Raw genomic sequence first — 25811 nt, 5'->3', positions numbered from 1 at the left:
CCAGTTATGTTACAAAAATTTATAGAGCGTCCGGTACTCTCTACAGTAATTTCTATTATTATAGTAATATTAGGAGTACTGTCATTAACACAATTACCGGTAACGCAATATCCAGATATTGCACCACCAACGGTGCAGGTTACTGCTTCTTATCCAGGAGCTAGTGCCGAAACAATTTTAGAAAGTGTTATTGTTCCTATAGAAGAACAAATAAACGGAGTAGAAGGAATGACCTACATGACTTCTACTGCAAGTAATACAGGTACAGCAAGTATTCAAGTTTTCTTTGAACAGGGATATGATCCAGATATTGCAGCTGTAAACGTACAAAACAGAGTTGCTAGAGCCAATGCGTTATTACCTTCTGAGGTAACAAGAGCAGGAGTTATTACAGCAAAACAACAAAACTCAGCATTATTATATGCTGCAGTTTACTCTACAAATCCTGAGTATGATGATGTTTTTATTCAAAATTACTTAAATATAAACGTAAAACCAGAATTACAACGTGTATCAGGGGTAGGAGCAGTAAACGTGTTTGGGGCAAAAGACTATTCGATGCGAGTGTGGTTAGACCCAGCAAAAATGGCATCTTATAAGTTAGAACCTAGAGAAGTAATTGCAGCGATTAATGAACAAAGTTTAGAGGCAGCAGCTGGGTCTTTAGGACAAAACTCAGGAGAATCTTTTGAATATGTAATTAAATATAAAGGACGATATAAAACTGCAAAAGAATACGAAAACGTTGTTGTAAAAGCTCTAGGGAATGGGCAGTTTTTACGTGTTAAAGATGTAGCAAAAGTAGAGCTAGATGCATTTTCATATTCGTCATTATCACGTACAAACGGGAATCCAGCACTTAACTTTGGTGTTTTTCAAACACCTGGATCTAATGCACAAGAAATTATTGAAAACATCTATGTAAAACTAGAAGATTTAAAGAAAGATTTTCCTGAAGGATTAGATTACATTATTAATTATGATACCAATAAATTCTTAACAGCATCTGTAAACAAAGTAAAAAGTACTTTAATAGAAGCCTTTTTATTAGTGTTTGTAGTAGTATTTATCTTCTTACAAGATTTTAAGTCTACCTTAATACCCGCAATAGCGGTTCCAGTATCAATTATTGGTACCTTCTTTTTCTTAAATCTATTTGGGTATTCTATCAACTTATTAACCCTATTCGCTTTAATTTTAGCAATTGGAATCGTGGTAGATGATGCTATTGTAGTAGTAGAGGCGGTGCATGCTAAACTGGAAGATGGAGCAGAAAGTGCAAAAAAAGCATCAATTTCAGCGATGAGTGAAATCAGTGGGGCTATTGTGTCTATTACGTTAGTAATGGTGGCGGTTTTTGTACCAATTACGTTTATACAAGGTCCATCAGGAGTATTCTATGAGCAATTTGGGGTAACACTAATGGTTGCTATTTTAATTTCAGCAGTAAACGCACTAACACTAACACCAGCTTTAAGCGCATTACTATTAAAACCACATAACGATACTCACAAGAAAAAAGGACTATTACAGCGATTTTATGATGCATTTAATGCAGGATTTAATGCGGTAACTAATAAATATACTAAATCTTTAGGGTTTTTAGTAAAGCACAAATGGGTAACAGCAGGTATTTTAGGGTTAAGTGTTTTGGCTATTGTATGGGCAAGTAATACGATACCTACAGGATTTGTACCTTCGGAAGATAGAGGTGTAGTCTTTATGAATGCTGAATTACCTGCAGGTTCTTCTTTAGACAGATCGTATAAAGTAACAGAAAAGTTATATGAAAGTATTAAAGAAATAGAAGGAATCAAAGGGGCATCGTTTATTAGTGGAAGAAACTTTTTCTCAGGAGAAGGAAGTTCGTACGCAATGGGCTTTATTATTCTGGAAGATTGGAGTGAAAGAGAAAGTGATGCTGAATCAGTTAAAAGTATAGTAGGTCAACTTTTTGGTAAAGCAGCTATGATACCAGATGCAAACATTATTTTCTTTACCCCACCAAGTGTACCGGGTTTTGGTAGTGCAGACGGTTTTGAAATGAGATTACTAGATCGTGCAGCCAAACCATTAACAGAAATGGATGCAACAGCCAAACAATTTGTTGGTTTGTTAAATCAACAACCAGAAATAGCGTTTGCTTCTAACTCTTTTGACACTGGATTCCCTCAGTTAGAACTAGATATAAATGTAGAAAGAGCTAAAGAAGCAGGAGTATCAACAAGTGCTATCCTTTCAGCTTTACAAGGATATATTGGAGGAAATTATGCAGCTGACTTTAGTAGATTTGGAAAACAATTTAGAGTTTTCGTACAATCGTTGCCTGAAGACAGAATAAATGAAGAAAGCTTAAATAGTATGTTTATAAAAACACCAAGTGGAGAAATGACACCAATCTCTCAATTTGTTAGTTTAGAACGTGTATATGGACCACAAACAGTTAATCGTTTCAACTTGTTCAATTCAGTAACAGTAAATGGAGGAATCACACCAGGATTCAGTACAGGAGACGCAATTACTAAAATAAATAGTTTAGCAGAAAATAATTTACCAGAAGGATATAGTGTTGCTTATTCTGGAATCACTAGAGAAGAGATAGCATCATCAGGACAATCTACCATTATTTTTATGATTAGTATTCTGTTTGTGTATTTCTTATTAGCAGCACAATACGAGAGTTATCTATTACCACTATCAGTAATTTTATCATTACCAATTGGGGTAGCAGGAGCATATTATACAACATATTTAGCAGGGTTAGAAAATAACATCTATTTCCAAATAGCTTTAATTATGTTACTAGGATTGTTGGCTAAGAATGCGATTCTTATTGTAGAGTTCGCAATACAGCGTCGTAAGCAAGGAAATAGCTTATACGATGCTGCTATTGAGGGAGCAAAAGTACGTTTAAGACCTATTTTAATGACTTCTTTTGCCTTTATTCTAGGGTTATTACCATTAGTGTTAGCAAAAGGAGTAGGAGCTGAAGGGAATAATTCCATCGGTACCGGTGCTGCAGGAGGATTATTAATTGGTACTTTAATAGGGGTATTTGTTATTCCTGTATTATTTGTAATATTCCAATGGTTACAAGAAAAAGTATCAAGTAAACCAGCTGTTGTTGAAATTAAAGAAGATTAATTATGAAATTTATTTTAAATAAAACTTTGGTTGTAGTCATTATGGCTACAACCCTACAAAGTTGTTTCGTAGCGAAGGATTATGTGCGACCTGAGTTAAAAGAAACAGAACATTTGTATAGAACAGATAATTTACCAAAAGACAGTATCTCAATGGCAGATGTGTCTTGGAAAGATATGTTTACTGATGCTCATTTGAAAGAATACATTGATGAAGGACTTCAGAATAACTTAGATATCCGTGTAGCCATACAACAAATGGCTGCTGCTGAAGCTTACATGAAACAAGGTAAAGCAGGGTATTTACCTACTTTAAGTGTAGGAGCAAAAGCTACACATCAAGAATTAGCAAAAAACAGTCAGTTTGGATCTTTTTTTAATGGTAGTATAGATCAATATGAAATTACAGGAAACCTTTCTTGGGAAGCTGATATATGGGGTAAAATACGAAGTAATAAACGAGCAGGAAAAGCAGCATATTTACAAAGTGTAGCTGCTCACCAAGCAGTAAAAACTCAATTAGTTTCAGCAATAGCAACTACCTATTATCAGTTAGTAGCTTTAGATGCTCAATTAGAAATTACTGAACAAACTATTGAAACCAGAGAGAGTAGTGTAAATACTATTAAAGCTTTAAAAGAAGCAGGTCAGGTTAATCAAGTAGCTGTAGACCAAAATATAGCACAATATAACAATGCAAAAGCGTTAAAGGTAGATTTAGAAGCTTCTATTTTTAAAACAGAAAATGCCTTAAACTTGCTATTAGGAAGAACATCAGTAGTTGTTAAAAGAAGTAAACTTTCACAACAAGAGTTAGATGTTACTATAAAACTAGGTGTTCCTACTATTTTGTTAAGAAACAGGCCAGATGTAATGGCTGCTGAATATGGATTAATTAATGCTTTTGAAATGACAAATGTTGCTAAAAGTAATTTCTATCCATCGTTAACTTTAACTGCAACAGGTGGTTTTCAGAGTTTAGATTTAGATGAATTACTAAGTACTAATTCCTTATTTGCTAATATTATAGGAGGCTTAATACAGCCTATCTTTAATCAAAGAAAAATAAAAACGCAGCACGATGTAGCTAAGGCACAACAAGAACAAGCATTGTTAAGTTTCAAAAAGACTTTGTTAACAGCAGGGAATGAGGTTTCAAATGCACTTTTCGATTATAATGTTGAAACCGAGAAATTTGAATACAGACAAAATGAGGTTGAAGCTTTACGAAGAGCAGAAACTAACTCTGAGGAGTTATTAAAAAATGGGTATGCAAATTATCTTGATTTATTAACAGCAAGAGAAAGAGTTTTGAACGCAGAAATAAACGTTATAAATAACAAATTAAATCAATTATTAAGTACAGTAAATATATATAAAGCTTTAGGAGGAGGATGGAAATAAAGTAGGGTTGATTATGAATAATAGGGAAAAACTTATCAATGTTGCAAAAGAAAAATTTATAGCATTTGGTAGTAAGCATACTACAATGGATGAAATAGCTGAGTTACTTGGAATTTCAAAAAAAACTATTTATGCATGCTTTTCTTCAAAAGAAGAATTGATAATTGAAAGTATCAAAGAATTAATAAATGAATTTAAAATTGATATAGAACCTATTTTAAAATCTGATAAATTAGCATTAAATAAAATAATAGAAATATATGAGGTAATTTTTAAATACGTAATAAAGTTTAAACCTTCTTTTATTTTTGGATTAAAAAAATACTATCCCAATGCCTATGATGCCTATATAGAAGTAACGAAGAATGTTGTATCTAAAGATGTGATAAATTTACTAGAAGAGGCTAAAGTAAACGGAGAAATAAGGAAAGATGTAGATCTTGAGCTATTTAGTAAATTGTATCTAAGTAATTTAGAAGGGAGATTGTTTAATGCTGACAACTTATTTAAAAATTACCCAAGAGAAGTCTTACTTGAATATATGATTATAAATAATTTAAACTCTTTAAAGCCTAGCAAATAAGAACATAAATTTTTGTGGTTTTTGATGAAAAGTGTCGTGTAGTATGTTATCATATCTACAAGACACTTTTTTGTATTGAAAAAATGATTTATAGATGGAAAAAGAAAAAGTATTTTTGACGTATTTTTGTAATAAAGTAACAGAAATTGTTAAAAAAAATAACTACATATTTATTGCTTAGTATTACAACTTTGTTTTATAGCCAGGATAAAACAGGATTACAGTTCTTAAATATTCAAAAAAAAGCAGAGAATTATTTAGAAAAACTACAAGAAAATTATACAGAAGGAAATTATAAGCTTCATAAAATTTATAGTGACTCTTTATACAATATATCTAAAAAGAATAACCTGAAAGCATTACAAGTAAAAGCAATGGTTAACCAGGCAATAAGCTTAAACATGCAAACAAAATATGTAGAAGGTATAGCACTGTATAAAGAGGCATTAGCTATTGCTAAAACGATACCAGAAAGCAAACAAGCTGAAACTGTTGTGTTAGTTAACTTAGGAAATATATATAATAATGTAGAACTTTATGAAAAGAGTATAGAAACCATGAAGATGGTGCTAAAGCAAGCAGCCTATACTGAAAAACCAAAGTTAATAAAAATGGCTGCGTTGAACGGATTATCGATAAGTTATTCAGCTTTAAATAAAGAAGAAAAATCATTACTATATGCAGAACAAGTAAAAGAAATAGGAGAAGAAACAGGTAATGAAAATATCATTTTAACATCCTTAAACCATATTAGTAGTTCCTATTATAAATTAGGAGCGTATCAAAAATCTATTGAAACAGCAAACAAAGCAACAAAATACAAGTCTTTTGAGAAAAATACTAGGGTAAAAGCATGGCTTTTAGTTAATTTAGGAGTCGCAAATTTAAAACTAGAGTTTTATAGTGAAGCAGAAAAATACTTAAAACAAGCGTTAAGCATAGCTTCTGAAAAAAGCATAGAAGAAATTGAAATGATATGTTATGAAAACTTGACTATGATATATCAAAAATTAAACAAAACGACAGCTTACTTAAATACAGAAAAGAAATATAATGAGAGTCGAATAAATTTTCTTAAGAATCAAAAAAAAGCGATAACAGAAGAGCTAAAGGCAGAAATTAAAGCAAAAGAAGAAACTATTTCAGCACAAGAAAATACAGAAGCTTTACTCTCAGACCAACAAAAAACAACCTTGTGGTTTAGTGTGTTATGTATGATTGGTTTAGGTGGGTTATTTTGGATTTATATAAAAAAGAATGAAGAAGAAAGTGCTATTGAAGAAATAAAAGAGCAAACAAAAGAAGTAAAAGTAATCCAAGAAAAATATAAAAATTCTTCATTATCAAAAGAAGATAGAAGCTCTTACAAACAAAAAATATTAAAGGAAATTGAAGAAGAAAAAATATACTTAAACCATAACTTAACTCAAGCAAGTTTTGCTAAAAAATTATCACTAAGCAGTCATCATTTGTCTGAAGTGTTTTCGTTTGAATTTGATAAGAATTTTTATCAACTCATCAATTCGTATCGAATTAAAGAAGCCAAGAAAATGTTACAATTATCTACAAGCAAAGACCACAAAATACTCGCTGTTGCTTACGATTCTGGTTTCAAAAGTAAAACTACTTTCAACCGTGTGTTTAAAGAACAAACAGGTTATACCCCATCAGAGTATCGAAAAAAACTAATAAATTAGGTTCCACTCTATAGAATGATACTTCTATAACAATCAACGGTTATATCTTGCGCCTCATTACTTAATATAAACGATATTATTAAGTAATACTTAGCTTTTATTTTATATATGAAGATTCAGTTTGAGTTGGTAATATCACCAAACAAACAACACCTATCAAACCAATATTTAATGGCTGGGTAGTTCTTACTTTATGTAGTATGTAAAAAAGCTTGATTAAAATAGAAGTGTTAAAAATTATATTAAAAAGAATGAAGGCATTAATAGGTAAATTTTTAAGAAGTGGTTTAGTAGTACTTTTTTTAATTTTAAGTAGTCAATTGTTTTCGCAGTCGTTCACTTCTTTATGGAACACGGCAAATATTAGTACTGGCTCTTCTGGAGTTAATGAAATAAGCATCCCAACGAATTCAGCTTACACGTATTCATACACCGTTGATTGGGGTGATGGAAATATTGATTCAAACGTAACAGGAGACATTACCCATACTTATGCCACACAAGGAACTTATACCGTAAGCATTAGCGGAACGTTTCCTGCAATTTATTTTAATAATACTGGAGACGTTGACAAAATTATCGAAATCTTGTCTTGGGGTACTATTCAATGGCAAAGTATGGAAAGCGCATTTTATGGATGTTCAAATCTAAATTTTGATGCTATTACTCCACCAAATTTAAGTCAAGCTACTAGCCTACAAAATGCTTTTAGAGATTGCTCATTGTTTAATGGTATTATGAATAATTGGGATGTAAGCACCATAACTAATATTTCAGGGTTATTTATGAATTGCGAAATTTTTAATAGACCTTTAGATCAATGGGACACATCTAGTATAATAGACATGTCTTACACTTTTTATAATGCAAGGGAATTCAACGAACCATTAGATAACTGGAACACATCAGCAGTAACTACTTTAGAAAACTTTTTATATAGAGCCCGTAGGTTCAATCAAAATATTAATAACTGGAATGTAGCTAATGTTGTTAATATGGAAGGAGCCTTTTACGATACAAGTGCATATAATCAGCCAATGAATAATTGGAATGTTGGTAATGTTACCAATATGAATAACACATTTAAAGGCTCTAATTTTAATAGCCCAATAGACAACTGGAATGTAAGTAATGTTACAACAATGGAGGGAATGTTTAGTCAAGCTAAATTCAACCAACCTATAAATACATGGAATGTTAGTAATGTTACAAATATGTCTAGGCTATTTTTTAGAAACAGAACCTTTAATCAACCTTTAAATAACTGGGATGTTAGTAATGTAACAAACATGTCGGGTATGTTTGATGGATGGGCTTGGGGAGCAGTTTTTAATCAACCCATAGGTAACTGGGATGTTAGTAATGTTACTGATATGAGTTACATGTTCCGAGATAACTCAGGCTTTAATCAAGGTATAGGAACTTGGAATGTAAGTAATGTTGTTACCATGAGAGGAATGTTTGAAGGCGCCACTGTTTTTAATCGAGATATTAGTTTGTGGAATGTTAGCAAGGTTACCAATGTAGAAAGTATGTTTGAAAGAACAGAAGCTTTCAATCAACCATTGAATACTTGGGATGTGAGCAATATTACTAATATACGCAACATATTTCAACGAGCAGAAGCTTTTAACCAACCTTTAAATACTTGGGATGTAAGTAATATCACTGATTTTCAGTATATGTTTGATAGAGCTACGTCTTTTAACCAAGATATAAGTGGTTGGCAAACAGGAAATGCTAGAAACATGTCTTATATGTTGAATCAGGCTACTTCATTTAATCAAAACATAGGAGTTTGGGACATATCTAGTGTTACAAACATGACAAACATGTTGTCGAATAGTGGTATTTCTCAAGAAAATTATGATAATATTCTTATAGCTTGGAGTGCTCAAACAGTTCAAAACAACATTAACTTAGGAGCGACGAACCTTAATTATTGTGATGCATTAAACCAAAGACAAAGTTTAATTGATAATAACGGTTGGACTATGTCAGGAGATGTTATAAACTGTTCTTATGTATTATGTACTCAAATAACAATGCCGCAAGCAGGTGACACGCAAGTGCCTGCAAACAGTGATATTCGTTGGAATCCAGCTCCTAATGCTACAGGATATAGAATTAGTGTAAGAAGAGAAAACGGAGCGACTTCACAGGTTATATATAATAATGAAGATGTAGGAAATGTTGTAGGAGTAGATTTTACCAACGAATTTATAGCAGGAGATACTGTATATGTAACAGTTGTCCCGTATAACGCAGAAGGACCAGCTACAGGTTGCCAAGAAATTAGTTTTACAGTAATAGAAAGTTGGGTAAATAGCCCAGATGCATTCAAGCTTACCTACGATACAAGTATACAATCTTCATTCACTACACCAACAAATCAGTTAAGAATAGAAACAAATTCAGGCTATCCAAAATATCTTACATACAATTATTCTATAGATTGGGGAGATGGACAGTACAACCATAATGTTACAGGTGATATTACACACATATATCTTACACCAGGAATTTATACCGTAAGTATTATTGGTGTTTTTCCTTCTCCAAAACATGAAACTATTGGAGACTCTGACAAACTATTATCCATAGATCAGTGGGGAACTCAAGTCTGGGAAAGTATGTATGAAGCTTTTGAAAGTTGTGTAAATATGGAGCACAATGCTACAGATACTCCTAATCTTAGCAATGTAACGGATATGGAAAGAATGTTTAGTTCTTGTAGAAAATTAAATGCTAATATTAATGATTGGAATGTTAGTAATGTAACCAACATGCGTGGTATGTTTAGTGGAACTTCAATTTACAACCAACCACTTAATAATTGGGATGTAGGTAATGTTACTAATATGAACTACATGTTTGGTAGTGCCATAGAGTTTAATCAAGACATAGGAAATTGGAATACAAGAAATGTTGCAGATATGGGAGGGATGTTCCAAAATGCAGAAGTATTTGATCAGAATATTAATAATTGGAATGTGAGTAGTGTTACAGATATGAGTAGCATGTTTGAAAGAGCAGAAGCATTTAACCAACCACTTAATAATTGGGATGTCAGTAATGTTACAGATATGTCTGAAATGTTTAATGGTTTTATTTCAAACATGGCTTTTAACCAAAATATTGATAATTGGAATGTAAGTAATGTTACAGATATGTCTGAAATGTTCCAGAGATGTGTTGATTTTAACGAACCTTTAAACTCTTGGAATGTAGGTGCTGTTACAAACATGACTTCGATGTTTGAAGGCGCTTCTTCTTTTAATCAAGCCCTAAGTAATTGGAATGTTTCTTCAGTAACCAACATGGAGAGCATGTTTCAGAGTGCTAGCGCATTTAATCAGAACATAAATAGCTGGAATGTAACCAATGTAACCAACATGAGTTTAATGTTTTACAATGCTCAAATGTATAACCAACCGTTAAATTCTTGGGATGTAAACTCAGTAGTTAATATGTCAGGTATGTTCCGAAGAGCAGAAGCATTTAATCAGCCATTAAACTCTTGGGATGTAAGTGCTGTTGCTAACATGAGTCAAATGTTTCAAGAAGCCACAGTTTTCAACCAACCATTAAATTCTTGGAATGTAAGTTCAGTAACCTTAATGCCTTCGATGTTTGAAGAAGCTATTGCTTTTAATAGTCCGTTGGAAAAATGGAATGTTTCTGTAGTAACAAACTTTGAAGCAATGTTTAAAAATGCAGAAATATTTAACCAACCCTTAGGGAATTGGAATACAGGCGAAGCACAAACAATGGCTGAAATGTTTCATGGGGCGTCTAAATTTAATCAAGATATTAATAATTGGAATGTATCTTTTGTAACCACTATGAAAGAAATGTTTCGAGGAGCAACGTCTTTTAATAGACCATTAGATTCTTGGAATGTAGCATCGGTAACTAATATGCAAGGCATGTTTCAAACAGCAATAGCTTTTGATGGTGCTATTGGAAGTTGGAATATTAGGAGAGTAACCACCATGCAAGACATGTTTAATGGTGCAACAAACTTTAATCAACCAATGAATAATTGGAGGCCAACAGCAGTAATGAACATGGATAGAATGTTTCAAGGTGCAAGTTTGTTTAATCAACCTTTAAACCAATGGTTATTAAATACGGTATCGATGAACGCTATGTTTAATAACGCTACAGTTTTTAATCAAGATTTAGGTGATTGGAATATTAGTGGCGTAACCAACATGCAAAATATGTTAGATAATACAGCTCTTACTAGAGTGAATTACGACAATACGCTTATTGCATGGTCTGAACAAACACTAACACCTGGAATAAATCTAGGAGCTAACACTCTTCCCTATTGTGATGCTGTAGAAGAAAGACAATCAATGATTGATAGTTTTGGATGGTCTTTTACGGGTGATGTTTTAGATTGTCCTATTCCAGAATGTACACAGTTAATAGCGCCTTTAAATGGAGCAACAGATGTTCCTGTAAATACCAATTTAACTTGGGAACCTGTTTTGTATGCACGTGAATATGCTTTAACAATTAGAATTGAACCTTCAGGAATGATAATAAACGAAACTGTTGTAAATGCTACCACTTATGAATTTGCTACAGATTTTTCAGGAGGAGAAATAGTTTATGTTACTATTGTACCTTCAAACGAAAATGGAGATGCAGTAGGACCTTGTGTAGAAGAAAGCTTTACGGTGTCTACAACTCCATCTACAGTACCAGATTGTACCAGCTTAACCTTACCACTTGCTGGTGGTACAGATATATCTGTAAGTACAAACTTAGAATGGAATGTTATAAGTAATGCAGATGGATACAGGCTTACAGTAGGAACTACTTCAGGTGGAATAGATATTCTTGATAGTATTGATGTAGGTAATAGTACAACATACGATTTACCTGTAGATTTACCAGAAGACACCGATATTTTTGTAACTATAACTCCTTATAACGATAAAGGAGATGCAACAAGTTGTGGAGAAGAGTCTTTTAAAACAGAGTTTATTCCAGTAGTACCTAGTTGTACAAGTTTAGTGAATCCTATAAATGGATCAACGAATGTTCCGTTGAATACTGATATTTCTTGGAATGAAATTACAGAAGCAACCGGGTATTTAGTAAGTGTAGGAACTACTCAAGGAGGGATAGAGGTTGTGAATAGTATTGATGTAGGAAACATAACAACTTATAGTTTTACTCAAGACTTACAAGCAAATAGAATACATTATGTTCGTATAATTCCATACAATGATGTAGGAGACGCTACAGGTTGTGTAGAAGAAAGTTTTACTACTGGAGATGCAGTGGTAAGTGCACCAAACTGTACCACAATAACAGTTCCAAGTAACGTAGCAACGAATGTTAGTGTTAGTACAGGAATTAGTTGGGGTGCAGTAGCAGATGCTGACGGATATTACCTATCAATTGGAACAACTTCAAGCGGAACCGACATTGTAAACAACGAATCAGTAGTAGGAACGAGCTATACTTTAGCTAGTGATTTACCAGAGAACACGACAATTTATGTGTCAGTGATACCGTATAATTCAGTAGGAAGTGCTACAGGGTGTTCAGAAATTAGCTTTACTACTGAAATAGTACCAACCGCACCGAATTGTACCACAGTCACAGTTCCAACCAATGGAACAACAAATGTTAGTGTTAGTACAGGAATTAGTTGGGATGAAGTAGCAGATGCTGACGGATATTACCTATCAATTGGAACAACCTCAGGCGGAACCGATATTGTAAACAACGAATCAGTAGTAGGAACGAGCCATACTTTAGCTAGTGATTTACCAGAGAACACGACAATTTATGTATCAGTAATTCCATATAATTCGATAGGAAGTGCTACAGGATGTTCTGAAATTAGCTTTACTACGGAAATAGTACCAACCACACCGAGTTGTACCACAATTACAGTTCCAAGTGATGGAGGAACTAATGTAGCAGTCGATACAAATATTACTTGGAACGCAGTAGCTGATACAGATGGGTATTATATATCAATCGGAACAACCTCAGGCGGAACTGATATTGTGAACAACGAATCAGTAGTAGGAACGAGCTATACTTTAGCTAGTAATTTACCAGAGAACACGACAATTTATGTATCGGTAATTCCATACAATTCGGTAGGAAGTGCTACAGGATGTTCTGAAATTAGCTTTACTACAGAAATAGTACCAACCTCACCAAATTGTACAACAATAACAGTTCCAAGTAATGGAGCAACGAATGTTAGTGTTAGTACAGGAATTAGTTGGGATGCAGTAGTAGATGCCGATGGATATTATGTATCAATCGGAACAACCTCAGGTGGAACCGATATTGTAAACAACGAATCAGTAGTAGGAACGAGCTATACTTTAGCTAGTAATTTACCAGAGAATACAACAATTTATGTATCAGTGATACCTTACAATTCGGTAGGAAGTGCCACAGGATGTTCTGAAATTAGTTTTACTACGGAAATAGTACCAACCACACCGAGTTGTACCACAATTACAGTTCCAAGTGATGGAGGAACTAATGTAGCAGTCGATACAAATATTACTTGGGACGCAGTAGCTGATACAGATGGGTATTATATATCAATCGGAACAACTTCAGGTGGAACCGATATTGTAAACAATGAGCTAGTGATAGGAACAACATACAATCCTACGAGCGATTTACCAGAGAACACAACAATTTATGTATCAGTATTACCATATAAGTCGGGGGGCTTAGCAACGGGCTGTGGTGAAGTTCGTTTTACCACAGAAACCGTTGCAATTATACCAAACTGCACCACAATTACAGTTCCAACCAATAAAGCAACAAATGTTAGTGTTAGTACTGGAATTGTTTGGGACACTGTTTCAGATGCCGATGGGTATTACCTGTCAATTGGAACAACTTCAGGTGGAACCGATATTGTAAACAACGAGTCAGTAACAGGAACGAATTATACTTTAACTAGTGATTTACCAGAGAACACCATAGTTTATGTATTAGTAACTCCATACAACTCGCTAGGAAGTGCTAATGGGTGTTCTGAAATTAGTTTTAGAACTGAAGCAAGCTTAGTAGGGGAAACCAAATACGGTTTTTCTCCAAATGGTGATGGAGTAAATGACTTTTGGGAAATAAAGGGAATTGAAGAACATCCTAATAATATAGTAACTGTTTTTAATAGGTGGGGAGATATGGTTTTTCAGATGAAAGAATATGATAATCAATTTAATGTTTTTAGAGGCGTTGCCAATAAGCTAACAGGTATGGGAGGCGATAAGTTGCCAGCAGGAACATACTTTTTCAATATAAAAATTTCAAAAGGGGAAAAATCAACAGAAAAGAAAGGGTTTTTAGTTTTAAAAAGATAAGATGAAAGAGATGAGAAACTATATTTTACCATTAATTTTTATAATGGTATTTCAGAATAATTGGGGACAACAAACAGCTTTGTATCCAGAGTATAATTATAATCCGTTTATTATAAACTCTGCTTACACGGGAATGTCTGATGGGGCAGAAATTACACTTAGCAATTATGGTTATATAAATAGTATTGAAGGAAGTCCCAGAACATTATCGTTAAGCTTTCATACTCCTATTGCAAGAAAAAAAATGGGGATAGGTGGGGCTATTGTACGAGATAAAATAGGGGTAAGTACTTATACAAATGCATATGCTACATATTCGTATAAAATATTTTTTGATACGGAGATTGATAGACCTTATTGGCAACATTATAACGAACATGTAATATCGTTTGGACTAACAGCGGGAGTTCAACAGTTTCATGAGAATCTGTTAGAGTTAGGTATTACAGATGATATAGAATTTTCTGAAAACATGAATGTAACTGTGCCAACCGTAGGTGTTGGGTTTTTGTACAATCATGCAGATTTTTATGCAGGAGTTTCACTGCCAAATCTTTTAGGAGATAAATTAGCATCAAGAGATGATTTAGATATATCAAATCCTGTTTATGGTTATTTCGGATACCGTTTTTTTACCAATCGATTTGAGGAAGTAATGATTAAACCTAGTGTTTTTTTGAAATATGAAGGTGGAGCACCTATGCAAATTGACGCAAATGTTGCTGTTAACTATAAAAACAAATTCGAAATCGGTACGGGCTATAGAAGTAGTTCCTCAATTAATTTTTTAGCAGGTATTTATGCTTTGAAAAACTTAAAATTTGTGTATTTCTATAATGCAGCATTTAGTGATTCTGTGTTAGGAAATAGTCATGGAGTTATTCTTTCGTATGTTTTTAAGAAAAAACGTAGGTATTAAAAGGAGTATTATGGAGTTATTACCTAAAACTCCAATTTTTATAATTAGCAGAAGCCTCTAGTTGGTTTTCGATATTATCAGGTAATTCAGGGAAAAAATCAATACCTGTTTTCTGTTCTAATTCATCAATAGAAACTACAAAATCAGATAGAGGTTTGCTACTTTCCTTATGTGGAAGTAAAAAAGCGATGGCTTTAATTTCAGGTTGAGTATAATCTAGTAAAACCTTGTAAAAATAATTAGGAACACTTACTTTTTCCTTTCCTATAGTTTTCAAATCAGGTTCTAAAACACCACCAGTAACAACATATAAGTGATTATATTTTTTAGCCCAATAACGAGTTTTTTGCTCTAGTTTATTCCAAATACCAGCATTAAACTCATGGTTTTGAGGAGAAATGTTTGAGGTGTAAAAAGTTTCATCATGAGCATTTTTAGAGGCACGTCTATCACCAGCAGGACATAAGTGTCCTTTGTCATAACCAGACTTTTTATAATTCCTCCAATCTGCAGATTTAGTCTTCACCTTAGGGTCTACAATAAAAAATGGACGCTTACGATTGGTATAAGCAATATCACTTTTATCTAAAGGATAAGCAACCCATTCAGCTTGCTCGTGTTTTTCGCTATATGATAACTGGTAGCCATTATGTTTTATAATGACTCCAGTTGTTGAGGTAGGAAAGTAATTAAAGTTATTAGTTTTATTACTGGCTGTTTCTGTTGTAGGTTCAGAAGAGTTCTTAGCTTCTTCTTTTTGTTGTAACCAATAACCTACAAGTAAAGCAATAATGGTAATAACAACCTTTATTTTCCTTGAAGTACTCATTTAATTACTTAAAACGATTTCTTTAAAATCTTCAGTTTTTTCAACTTCGTTAAAAATCTCTTGAAATTTAACAGGAGGTACTGTTAATTTACGCTTAACCAAATCTAACCAAGCACCATAAACAGTGATAATTGCAGAAAGTTTACCTGCTTGATTAAAAACTTCATGTTGAATTTTCCAACGTTCACCTTTTCCGGATAAACCAGTAACTTTTAAGTTTACAGTTATGTCTTCTCCCATGTGTATTTCACGTAAAAACTTGGTGTTTTCTTCAAATAAAATAGGACCAACTTTTTCCTTAGTAAAATCTTGAACAGTTACATTATGCTCTTTAAAAAAACGTAAACGTAATTCAGCAGCGTAATCATTGTATGCGGTATGACGCATGTGTATGTTGGCATCAAAATCTGCCCATCTTGTTTTAAACTCAACACTAAAACTCATATCAAAAAAATTTAAGAAAGCGAATTTACAAATTTTAAGCTTTCACATCTAAAGCATCACGAAGTGTATTTCCAATTAACATAAATGCCATTACTAAACTCATAATTGCTAATCCTGGAATCAATGCTAAAAATGGTTTGCCCAAAATGATATAATTATAATGATTTTTAATCATAGCACCCCAAGAGGGAGTAGGAGGTTGGGCTCCAATACCTAAAAAACTCAGTCCGCTTTCAATTAAAATAGCAGCTGCAAAATTTGCGGCGGAAATTACAATTATAGGAGCTAAAATATTAGGTAAAATATGTTTGAAAATAATTCTAAAATCAGAAAAACCTAAAGCTTTGGCAGCTTCCACATATTGCTGCTGTTTAGTAGTGATTACTTGACCCCGAACTACACGAGCAACCTCTACCCACATAGTTAATCCCACTGCAATAAAAACTTGCCAAAAACCTTTACCCAAAGCCAAAGTAATAGCGATTACTAATAAAAGTGTTGGAATGGACCAAGTGATATTGATAACCCACATAATAAAATCATCAATTTTTCCACCAAAATAGCCAGCAATAGCGCCAATAGGAATTCCTATTAAAAGCGAAATAAACACAGCTATAAATCCAATAAAAAATGAAATTCTAGCACCAATCAACAACCTGCTTAATAAATCACGACCATATTTATCAGTTCCTAAATAAAATGTTTTTTGTTGAATGTATTGTTCAAAGGAAACAGGAAACTCTTTTGGTAAACCATCGGAGTATTTAATAACTTCTAACTGATTGTTTTTAACAGAAAATGATTTTATAGGTATTTCTGTTGCTGAATGTTGTTTTCCCATCATAAAAACAGAAAACCACGATTGTTGATTTTTTACTTCTGAAGGAATGCTTAATAGTTGCACAGAAAAACCAGGAGGTTTCGAGTGAATTTCTAAATGCATTTGATTGGCAGAGTTACTGTTGTCTGGAGCTAAAACATAACAAAAAACAGCAATAAACCCGCATAAAATAATATATCCAAAACTAAACATACCTGTTTTACTATGTTTAAATTTTTGGATAGCTATTTGCCATAAAGATGTACCTGTATTATTATTCACTCTTTTGTATTTCTTTCAAGTTATTGATGTCAATACTTGATGGATTTTGAAAAACTTCCAAATCAAAATATTTTACAGAAGCTAAAATATGATCAAAAATGTTCGCCATAACACGTTCGTAATCTACCCAATTTTTTTCTCTACTAAAGGCATAAATTTCTAGTGGAATTCCGTTAGGAGTTGGCTCTAACTGACGAGACATTAACAACATATCTTGATTTATTTTTGGATGATTTTCAATGTATTTATCCAAGTAAATTCTAAAAGACCCAAAATTGGTTAAGTTTCTACCGTTTAATATTACAGATTTGTCAATATTGTTTTCTTCGTTGTATTTTTTTACTTCCTTGCTACTTTTTTCAATATAGTCAGAAATTAACTCAATCTTTTTAAAGCGCTCAATATCTTCATCGGTAAGAAAGTGAATGCTATTTATTTTAATTAAAATTGATCGTTTTATACGTCTACCTCCTGAAGTATTCATTGTTCTCCAGTTCTTAAAAGAATCGGATGTTAAATAATACGTAGGAATGCTAGATATTGTATTATCAAAATTTCTAATAATTACAGAAGTAAGGTTAATTTCAACTACATCACCATCAGCGCCATATTTTTCCATGGTAATCCAATCTCCAATTCTAACAGTATCATTTACTGCTACTTGAATGCTTGATACAAAACCAAGAATGGTGTCTTTAAAAATTAATAATAATACTGCTGAAAAAGCACCTAATGCAGTTAAGAATCTAATTAAAGGTTTTCCAGTTAATACAGAAAAAGATGATATAGCAGCAATAAGCCACATGATTACCATGAAAATTTGCACATAGCTCTCTAAGGGTTTGTCTTTGAAAGCATTTGTGGTACGAAGAAAATCTTTAACACTTAGTAGAATACTACGTATAAACCAAATAATAGCAAAAATAATGGCAATAGTAGCAATACGTTCAGCGTAGGTAAACAGATTAGGGAAATCGACTAAAATATCTTTTAAAAAATTAAAAACAATAGTAAGAATAACAATTCTTGAAAGGTTTAAAAAGGTTTTGTTTTTAATAAGCATATCATCAAAACTAGTTGATGTTTTAGCTGCCATTTTATTAACTGTTCTTTTTCCAACGTATCTAAAAACTTTGAATAAGATATAACCTAAAATTCCAAACACAATAAGATTTGCAAATAAATTTAGGTATGTAGCTAATGTTTCTGAAAGTGAAAGCTGTTCTTTAAAAATTTTATAAAAAAACTTGTTTAACATAAAGTAATATTCGTTTAAAATTTGCTGATTTCTTCACCTATTTGTAAGTCAAATTTTTTTCTAAACCAATATATAACAACATACAAAACAGGAGTGTCAAGAGCTGCTATAATGACTTTAAATAAAAAACCGCTAAGTAAAAGGCTACCAAAAATACTCCAAGGAAGTATTTTAAAAGAACTCAATAAAAATAATACGGTAAAAGTATCTATAAATTGTGACAAAAAGGTAGAAAAATTATTGCGAAGCCATAAATGTTTTCCTTTAGTTAATTTTTTCCAAAAATGAAAAATTCGAATGTCTATAAACTGAGCAGCTAAGTAAGCTAGCATAGAAGCTAGTACAGCAAAAGGAGAAAGCCCAAAAACTTTGGTAAAAGTTTCGTCGCCAATGGGAGAGTTATTAATTGCAGGAGCATAATCAGCTACTAAAATAATTAACATAGAAAAAAAGGAAGCAAAAATTCCTGCTACAACAACTCTGTTGGCCTTTTTCTTACCATAAATTTCAGAAAGAATATCTGTAATTAAAAAAGTAATAGGATATGGAAGTATTCCAACAGATACTTCAAAACGAAATAAATTAAAGGGTTCCCAATAAAAAAACTTCTGAAAAATAAGGTTTGAAGTTACAAGAGAGGCTATAAATAACGAAGCTAAAACTAGGTAAATAAGTTGTGCTTGAGATTTTTGTTGTACAGTCATAAAACGAAGATAGTAATTTTAAAAGTTGTATGTTTGCAAGGTTAAATAAACAACAAAACAAACAAATGAAAGCGTATATTTTTCCAGGTCAAGGAGCACAATTTACAGGAATGGGGTTAGACTTATATGAAAACTCTCCATTAGCTCAAGAACTTTTTGAAAAAGCAAATAATATATTAGGTTTTAGTATTACTGACGTAATGTTTGAAGGTAGTGCTGAAGAATTAAAACAAACCAAAGTAACACAACCAGCTATTTTTTTACACTCAGTAATTTTAGCTAAGGTTTTAGGAGACGATTTTAAACCAGAAATGGTTGCTGGTCACTCTTTAGGAGAATTATCAGCGTTAGTAGCTAATGGTGTATTGTCTTTTGAAGATGGATTAAAATTAGTTTCTAAGCGTGCTTTAGCAATGCAAAAAGCATGTGAAATTCAACCATCTACTATGGCAGCTGTGTTAGGATTAGAAGATGTTGTAGTTGAAGAAGTTTGTGCGTCGATTGACGGAGTTGTGGTAGCAGCAAACTATAATTGTCCAGGACAATTAGTAATCTCTGGAGAAATTGAAGCTGTTGAAAAAGCTTGTGAAGTATTAAAAGAAAAAGGCGCTAAAAGGGCATTACTTTTACCTGTAGGAGGAGCATTTCATTCACCAATGATGGAACCAGCTCGTGAGGAGTTAGCTGCAGCTATTGAAGAAACTACATTTAACGAACCTATGTGTCCAGTATACCAAAATGTGGTAGCGAAAGCAGTAACAAACCCTGCTGAAATTAAAGAAAACTTAATAGCGCAATTAACAGCGCCAGTAAGATGGACACAATGTGTGCAGGCAATGATAGCTGATGGTGGTACTGAGTTTGTTGAAGTTGGTCCTGGTAAAGTATTACAGGGATTAATGCGTAAAATTGATAGAAGTGTAGCTGCTAGTGGTGCTTCTTTAGTATAAATAGTAAAAACAGATAGTATAGAAAAATCCCGTTCTTTTGGAACGGGATTTTTTTTGTAAAAATAAAATTGTTATTTAGCTAAGACACAGTCTTCACAATCTTTAACTTCACCATAATAGGTTTCTCTGTATTTGTGCACCGTTTCTAACGGTATAATATTTAAAAACATTTTTTTAATGTAGGTAACATTAGTATGAAGTTTACCCATTTTTCTTGAAAATCGTTTTTCCAAACGTGTTTCTCTTTTAATTTTAATCAATTTCATTATTCTAGTATCATTTAATTAGAGTACAAAGCTAATAAGCTTAAAGCGTGATGTCAATTAATAATCGTTAAAACATTAAAAATCAACTAATAAATATGTGTTGTTAAATTTAGAGTGTATTATTTTAAGAATATGATAATAGGAAGTAGAAACAATTCACAAATTAGAGGTGTAAAAAAGCTGTTTTTTGCTAAAATGAATAAAAAATCACTCAAAAATGATTAAAAACAACCAAAAATGAGTGATTTTTTGTCTTTTTATATAAGAAATCTTAGCTTCTGATATCTAAGGTTTGGGATATTTGTGCTTTTTTTGGAGCTAAAAGAATTAAATAAATTAATAAGATTACTCCTAACAATAAAAAATCAGGTTTTAAAATTAAAATCAAAAAACAAGCACCTTCAATAATAGCCCATCTAGCTATAGAAGCAGACTGATAAATAGCAAGTTTCTCTTCATTACTAGCATCTTTTTGAATGTTTCTCAACATGTTTTTAAAGATGAAGTTACTAGCAACATAAGCTATTGCAGGAATAAATGCATAGAACAAAGATGAGTCATCAATCACCATGTCAAACATGGTCTTGAAATTACCTAAAAATGTAAAAGCAAGAGTAATTCCAGCAATTAAGGCAAGGTGAATAATTTTTAAAGTTTTAATTTTTTGATTCATAAGATTTCAATCCAAGTTATTGAATAAAATCATTTACAGTTTTAGAGATAAATGCTAGCTGCTCTTCATCTAATTCTGTATGCATTGGCAATGAAATAACTTCATCTATTAATTGATTGGTAACAGTGAAGTCATCTTCATTATATCTATCATCTTGATATGCTTTTTGAGCATGTAACGGAACAGGATAATAAATAGCATTTGGAATTCCGTTATCTAGTAAATGTTGGTGTAACTCATTACGTTTTCCGTTAGTAATTCTCAATGTATACTGATGGAAAACATGCGTTGTAAAATCGCTAATAGTTGGTGTGATAATATTTGGGTTGTTAGCAAATGAGTTTGAATAATATTCAGCAGCTTTTCTACGGGCATCACAATAGCTATCTAATAAAGGTAACTTAGCTTTTAATACAGCCGCTTGAATAGAATCTAAACGAGAGTTTACTCCAACTACATCATGGTAGTAGCGTTTGTACATTCCGTGATTAACCATTCCGCGAAGTGTATGTGCTAATTCATCATCATTGGTAAAAATAGCTCCACCATCACCATAGCAACCTAAGTTTTTAGAAGGGAAGAAAGAGGTAGTACCAACATCACCAATAGTTCCTGCTTTCTTCTTCGTTCCGTTAGAAAAAGTATAATCTGCTCCAATAGCTTGAGCATTATCTTCTATTACTAATAAGTTATGTTCTTTAGCAATTTCTAAAATAGCTTCCATATTAGCACATTGTCCGAATAAATGAACAGGAACAATAGCTTTTGTTTTAGGGGTAATTGACTTTTTTAGAGCTTCAATGTCAATATTAAAAGTGTCAGGTTCAACATCAACTAAAACAGGAGTTAATTTTAATAAACCGATAACCTCAACAGTTGCAGCAAATGTAAAATCAGCTGTAATCACCTCGTCACCTGGCTTTAAACCTAAGCCCATCATAGCTATTTGTAACGCGTCAGTACCGTTAGCACACGGAATCACATGTTTAACACCTAAATAATTCTCTAAATCTGCTTGGAATCCATGAACATATGGTCCGTTAATATATGCTGAAGAATTTAAAACTTCTTGAATAGAAGTATCAACTGTCTCTTTTATTTTTTGATATTGACTTTGTAAGTCAACCATTTGAATTTTTCTCATTTTGACATGATTTTATAAACATCAAAAATACAAACTATCTTTGATTGTTACGAGGTCTTTAGGCAAAATAATATCTATTAAAAATTCAAAATTTAATAGATATATTTAAAACAAGAAAGACGAAGTATCGTTATTTTTACCAAAGATTATTAATTAATGAAAGAATCTAAACGTAAAATAGCTTTTAAGGTTTTAGTGGGGTATGCTACCCTAGCGGTTTTAGCGGTTATTTCAGGAATCTTGTTGTTTTCTGAAATAAAAACATACATAGAGATACAAAAACAAGGAGTTTCTGATAGGAATAATATTATACAAACAGGAGGGTTAATTGCTGATATATATGAAAATGAAAATTTAGGGAGAGCCGCCATTCAGTTAAATTCTTATAAACGATATAATGAATATGTTACCGAGAATAAATTATTGTTGAAAAAAATTGACTCACTTAACTTCATAGCAAAAGACGTATCTAAAACATTTATTTTAGACAGTGTTAAGCTGGTTTTAAATAAAAAACGAAAAAACATAACAAGTTTAAGAAGGTTAAACCAAAGGAATGCTTCAGAAAAATCAATAGATGAGGCTATAGACAAGCTAGGGTCTATAGATTCTTTATTAGGCAAAGGTTCAGTAAAAGATCTTGTAGATAATCCAGATGTTTTTAATAAGAAAACAGGATTAAGTTTAGAAAAGTATTTACGCCTGTTTGATAATGAAGAAGAAGGAGAAGAGAAGCCTGTTAATGTTGAAGAACAAAAGAAAATTGACTCATTAGTTTCTGCATCTAAAGAAATACTTCAAAAAGCGCAGAGAGAAACAGTTATTAAACGTAGGTTTTTGAGAATAAAAGAGAGAGAATTAATTGAAAATGATATTATAATTTCAAGAAAATTACGGGAGGTTTTAAATGTACTAGAAAAAGATGTTATTGTTAATGCTAACATAGCTCATAAAAAACATGAAGAAACGTTAGAACGTAGTAGAAACATAATTCTATTAGCAGCTGGAGTAGGTTTTGTAATAATTATACTTTTTTCAATAATAATATTAAATGATTTTTGGAGGAGTCAACATTATAGGCAAGAATTAGAAAGTGCAAATGCAGTTACTTCTTCACTTTTAAAAAGTAGGGAGCAACTAATATCCATGGTAAGTCATGATTTAAGAACTCCTTTAAGTACAATTACCGGTTTTAGCGAGTTATTACAAAAATCAATTACTAGTACTAAAGAGAAAAATTATGTGGTGCATATACAAAATGCATCGGTTTACATGGGGCAGCTTGTCGGCGATCTTTTAGAATTTTCTAAATTAGAGAATAGTAAAATAACTATTGAAACTATTCCTTTTGATTTAAAAAGAAATATAGAGGAAGTAGCTAATAGCGCTAAAAGCCTTGTTCAAAATAAACCAATTTCAATAAATGTAAATCATGATGAAAATATAAATTCATTAATTGTTAGTGATCCTTTTAGAATAAAACAAATACTATATAATTTAGTAACTAACGCATGTAAGTTTACAAAAGAAGGTTCAATAACAATAAAAAGTAAGTTAAGAAGCGTAAAAGAAAAAAAATATATAGAGATTAGAGTGATTGATACTGGAGTTGGAATTGGAAAAGATGAACAAGAAAAAGTTTTTAAAGAATTTACGCAAGCACATGAAAAAGAGAATAGGCAAAATGGATTTGGGTTAGGTTTGACCATTTCTAGAAGACTAGCAGAACTTTTGGGAGGATCTTTAACTTTACAAAGTAGTTTAGGAAAAGGCAGTATATTTTCGTTGTTCGTGCCTATTACTTTTGCTGAAGAAAAATCAAATGAAAAAGGGATAATCCCACAAAATAAAAGCCTTAATATTAATGCTATAATAGTTGAGGATGATGCTTCTTTGAGAATACTTTTGAAAAATGTTTTAGAAGAATTAGGAATAGCGGTAACTTCTTTTAGTAATGCGCAAGAGGCACTAAGTAGAATAGATAATATTATCTATGATTTAGTGCTTACAGATATACAACTTCCTAAAATGAATGGTATTCATTTTATGGAAACCTTAAAAAAACACAAATCTTACAAAGGTCAGCCCATTATAGCAATGACAGGGAGAGCAAATTTATCGGAGAATGAATATGTTAAAAATGGTTTTTCAGATGCCATAATAAAACCATTTCACGCTAAAAAATTGGAAGAAATTTTACAGCGATTTTTTGATTTCAAAGCCCAGGAAAAAGATGTGGTTATTAGTAAGATTGACAACGAAATAACAACAAATAGCTTTGATATTACTTCCTTGAAAACATTTTTGAATAATGACGAAGTAGAGATAAAGAAAATATTAAAATCTTTTTTAAAAGATACCGGAGAGAATTTATTGCTATTAAAAGAGTTAGTGAAAAATAATGATGTACAAGGGTTTAATGACGTTAGTCATAAAATGTTGGGAATGTTTAGGCAATTAAAAGCTACTAAGTTAATAACTTTTTTAGAAGAATTTGAGGTTAGTAAAGAGATAAATAAAACCTCATGGAAAGATTTTGAAAAAGAATTAGAAATCTTTTTAGTAGAAATAAAAAAGTATTTTAATTGATTATCAAAAGAGCGTAAAATCAATTTAATCAGTAGTAGTCTTTGTTTAGTTAAGATTGTTAAGTTATCTTGAGAAAATACTTTAAGAAAAGTAACAATTTATTTACATAAAAATTTGGCAGTAATAAAACTATAATATACATTTACACCACATAAGGCAATATTTGTTATCTTCTTTCTTCTTATAGAATGGCGCCAAAAATAAAAAAAGAGAAGGTTTTATATTGTTTAAAGCTTTCTCTTTTTTTATTGAGAAAGCTCTAAAAAGTATTTTAAAATTAATTATTAAACCCAAAAAAAAGAAACTATGGGATCATTTAGAGCAAGTTTCGAATTCGCAGGAAAAGAATTCGACGTATTAGAAGCTGAGTACAGCTTAAACAGAAACACAGACACAAAAGGTAAGCCATCTTCAAGTGTAAACGGAGGAAGAGTTACTTTAACTATTGAATCAACATCAGATACTTCTGTTATCGAGGCAATGGTGAATAGCCAGTTTAAGTCTGTAGATGGAAAAATTGTTTTCAAGAAAACAGATGAAGATTCAAAAATGAAAGAAGTAGAATTTAAAAACGCTTACATCGTTTACTTCAAAGAAGAATTAGATGTAAACAACGAAATTCCAATGAAATTAACAGTTACTTTCTCAGCTGAAGAATTATTAATTGGTAACGCAAACTTAGATAACCGTTGGCCAGTAGCTTAATGAGAAGGACTAAATAACATTTAGTTTTATATAA

17 protein-coding genes are annotated in these 25811 nt (G+C 32.0%); 9 read left to right on the top strand and 8 right to left on the bottom strand.

Features of this window, described 5'->3' with window-relative positions; genetic code table 11:
• The first annotated feature begins 6 nt into the window (after window positions 1-6).
• The 6 genes from NH341_RS00085 (at window position 7) to NH341_RS00060 (ending at window position 15113) form a co-directional block, all read left to right on the top strand.
• Entirely contained in the window at window positions 7-3144 is a 3138-nt protein-coding gene (locus NH341_RS00085; RefSeq protein ID WP_047790745.1) for an efflux RND transporter permease subunit, read from the top strand.
• A 2-nt stretch (window positions 3145-3146) separates the two neighbouring features.
• Window positions 3147-4547: an efflux transporter outer membrane subunit gene (locus NH341_RS00080; RefSeq protein ID WP_253055373.1), complete on the top strand. Its 1401-nt coding sequence runs from the start codon at window positions 3147-3149 to the stop codon at window positions 4545-4547.
• A 13-nt stretch (window positions 4548-4560) separates the two neighbouring features.
• Window positions 4561-5130: a TetR/AcrR family transcriptional regulator gene (locus NH341_RS00075; protein ID WP_159612749.1), complete on the top strand. Its 570-nt coding sequence runs from the start codon at window positions 4561-4563 to the stop codon at window positions 5128-5130.
• Window positions 5131-5303: 173 nt separating this feature from the next.
• Window positions 5304-6827, top strand: coding sequence for an AraC family transcriptional regulator (locus tag NH341_RS00070; RefSeq protein WP_253055372.1), 1524 nt, complete (start codon window positions 5304-5306; stop codon window positions 6825-6827).
• Between the two features lie 251 nt (window positions 6828-7078).
• Complete coding sequence (locus NH341_RS00065; RefSeq protein ID WP_253055371.1) at window positions 7079-14194, top strand: BspA family leucine-rich repeat surface protein; 7116 nt, start codon at window positions 7079-7081, stop codon at window positions 14192-14194.
• A gap of 10 nt (window positions 14195-14204) precedes the next feature.
• Complete coding sequence (locus tag NH341_RS00060; protein WP_253055370.1) at window positions 14205-15113, top strand: PorP/SprF family type IX secretion system membrane protein; 909 nt, start codon at window positions 14205-14207, stop codon at window positions 15111-15113.
• Between the two features lie 19 nt (window positions 15114-15132).
• Here NH341_RS00060 and NH341_RS00055 read toward each other — a convergent pair whose 3' ends face one another.
• Genes NH341_RS00055 through NH341_RS00035 form a run of 5 tightly spaced genes read right to left on the bottom strand, consistent with a single transcriptional unit; the run spans window position 15133 to window position 19450 of the window.
• On the bottom strand, window positions 15133-15942 hold the full coding sequence (locus NH341_RS00055) for a DNA/RNA non-specific endonuclease (protein ID WP_253055369.1): 810 nt from the start codon (window positions 15940-15942) through the stop codon (window positions 15133-15135).
• Window positions 15943-16386, bottom strand: a complete 444-nt coding sequence (locus tag NH341_RS00050) for a thioesterase family protein (RefSeq protein WP_047790796.1) — start codon at window positions 16384-16386, stop codon at window positions 15943-15945.
• Window positions 16387-16420: 34 nt separating this feature from the next.
• Window positions 16421-17488, bottom strand: a complete 1068-nt coding sequence (locus tag NH341_RS00045; RefSeq protein WP_253055368.1) for an ABC transporter permease subunit — start codon at window positions 17486-17488, stop codon at window positions 16421-16423.
• Window positions 17481-18746: a mechanosensitive ion channel family protein gene (locus tag NH341_RS00040; RefSeq protein WP_073184214.1), complete on the bottom strand. Its 1266-nt coding sequence runs from the start codon at window positions 18744-18746 to the stop codon at window positions 17481-17483. Before NH341_RS00040 ends, NH341_RS00045 begins: the two co-directional genes overlap by 8 nt.
• 14 nt (window positions 18747-18760) lie before the next feature.
• Complete coding sequence (locus NH341_RS00035; RefSeq protein WP_159494767.1) at window positions 18761-19450, bottom strand: queuosine precursor transporter; 690 nt, start codon at window positions 19448-19450, stop codon at window positions 18761-18763.
• 65 nt (window positions 19451-19515) lie between these two features.
• On the opposite strand from NH341_RS00035, the gene fabD reads away from it, so the two are divergent.
• Entirely contained in the window at window positions 19516-20400 is an 885-nt protein-coding gene (fabD, locus tag NH341_RS00030; RefSeq protein ID WP_253055367.1) for an ACP S-malonyltransferase, read from the top strand.
• A 71-nt stretch (window positions 20401-20471) separates the two neighbouring features.
• Here the strand turns inward: fabD and NH341_RS00025 are convergent, their stop codons facing one another.
• The 3 genes from NH341_RS00025 to NH341_RS00015 form a co-directional block, all read right to left on the bottom strand.
• Window positions 20472-20666 carry a hypothetical protein gene (locus NH341_RS00025; protein WP_028891267.1) on the bottom strand — a complete coding sequence of 65 codons (195 nt, stop codon included), beginning with the start codon at window positions 20664-20666 and terminating at the stop codon, window positions 20472-20474.
• Between the two features lie 271 nt (window positions 20667-20937).
• On the bottom strand, window positions 20938-21339 hold the full coding sequence (locus tag NH341_RS00020) for a hypothetical protein (RefSeq protein WP_073184231.1): 402 nt from the start codon (window positions 21337-21339) through the stop codon (window positions 20938-20940).
• 16 nt (window positions 21340-21355) lie between these two features.
• Window positions 21356-22483, bottom strand: a complete 1128-nt coding sequence (locus NH341_RS00015) for a DegT/DnrJ/EryC1/StrS aminotransferase family protein (RefSeq protein ID WP_239178677.1) — start codon at window positions 22481-22483, stop codon at window positions 21356-21358.
• 156 nt (window positions 22484-22639) lie between these two features.
• Here NH341_RS00015 and NH341_RS00010 point away from each other — a divergent pair, with 156 nt between their 5' ends.
• Both NH341_RS00010 and tssD read left to right on the top strand, forming a co-directional pair.
• Window positions 22640-25072, top strand: coding sequence for an ATP-binding protein (locus NH341_RS00010; protein ID WP_253055366.1), 2433 nt, complete (start codon window positions 22640-22642; stop codon window positions 25070-25072).
• A gap of 306 nt (window positions 25073-25378) precedes the next feature.
• Window positions 25379-25777 (top strand): type VI secretion system tube protein TssD, encoded by a 399-nt coding sequence (tssD, locus tag NH341_RS00005; protein WP_073184365.1) that lies wholly within the window; start codon window positions 25379-25381, stop codon window positions 25775-25777.
• Window positions 25778-25811: the final 34 nt, after the last annotated feature.

Source organism: Tenacibaculum sp. XPcli2-G (genome assembly GCF_024124505.1).
Lineage (GTDB): Bacteria > Bacteroidota > Bacteroidia > Flavobacteriales > Flavobacteriaceae > Polaribacter > Polaribacter mesophilus.
Note: the sequence above shows the minus strand (reverse complement) of the source record. Positions and strands in the feature narration are given on the sequence as shown.

Excerpts from the sequence above, each read along its gene's own strand:
- NH341_RS00065 (WP_253055371.1), top strand. The coding sequence starts at position 7,079 with ATGAAGGCATTAATAGGTAAATTTTTAAGAAGTGGTTTAGTAGTACTT.
- NH341_RS00015 (WP_239178677.1), bottom strand. The coding sequence starts at position 22,483 with ATGAGAAAAATTCAAATGGTTGACTTACAAAGTCAATATCAAAAAATA.
- tssD (WP_073184365.1), top strand. The coding sequence starts at position 25,379 with ATGGGATCATTTAGAGCAAGTTTCGAATTCGCAGGAAAAGAATTCGAC.
- NH341_RS00025 (WP_028891267.1), bottom strand. The coding sequence starts at position 20,666 with ATGAAATTGATTAAAATTAAAAGAGAAACACGTTTGGAAAAACGATTT.
- NH341_RS00020 (WP_073184231.1), bottom strand. The coding sequence starts at position 21,339 with ATGAATCAAAAAATTAAAACTTTAAAAATTATTCACCTTGCCTTAATT.
- NH341_RS00010 (WP_253055366.1), top strand. The coding sequence starts at position 22,640 with ATGAAAGAATCTAAACGTAAAATAGCTTTTAAGGTTTTAGTGGGGTAT.
- NH341_RS00075 (WP_159612749.1), top strand. The coding sequence starts at position 4,561 with ATGAATAATAGGGAAAAACTTATCAATGTTGCAAAAGAAAAATTTATA.
- NH341_RS00035 (WP_159494767.1), bottom strand. The coding sequence starts at position 19,450 with ATGACTGTACAACAAAAATCTCAAGCACAACTTATTTACCTAGTTTTA.
- NH341_RS00080 (WP_253055373.1), top strand. The coding sequence starts at position 3,147 with ATGAAATTTATTTTAAATAAAACTTTGGTTGTAGTCATTATGGCTACA.
- NH341_RS00040 (WP_073184214.1), bottom strand. The coding sequence starts at position 18,746 with ATGTTAAACAAGTTTTTTTATAAAATTTTTAAAGAACAGCTTTCACTT.
- NH341_RS00060 (WP_253055370.1), top strand. The coding sequence starts at position 14,205 with ATGAGAAACTATATTTTACCATTAATTTTTATAATGGTATTTCAGAAT.
- NH341_RS00055 (WP_253055369.1), bottom strand. The coding sequence starts at position 15,942 with ATGAGTACTTCAAGGAAAATAAAGGTTGTTATTACCATTATTGCTTTA.
- NH341_RS00085 (WP_047790745.1), top strand. The coding sequence starts at position 7 with ATGTTACAAAAATTTATAGAGCGTCCGGTACTCTCTACAGTAATTTCT.
- NH341_RS00050 (WP_047790796.1), bottom strand. The coding sequence starts at position 16,386 with ATGAGTTTTAGTGTTGAGTTTAAAACAAGATGGGCAGATTTTGATGCC.
- fabD (WP_253055367.1), top strand. The coding sequence starts at position 19,516 with ATGAAAGCGTATATTTTTCCAGGTCAAGGAGCACAATTTACAGGAATG.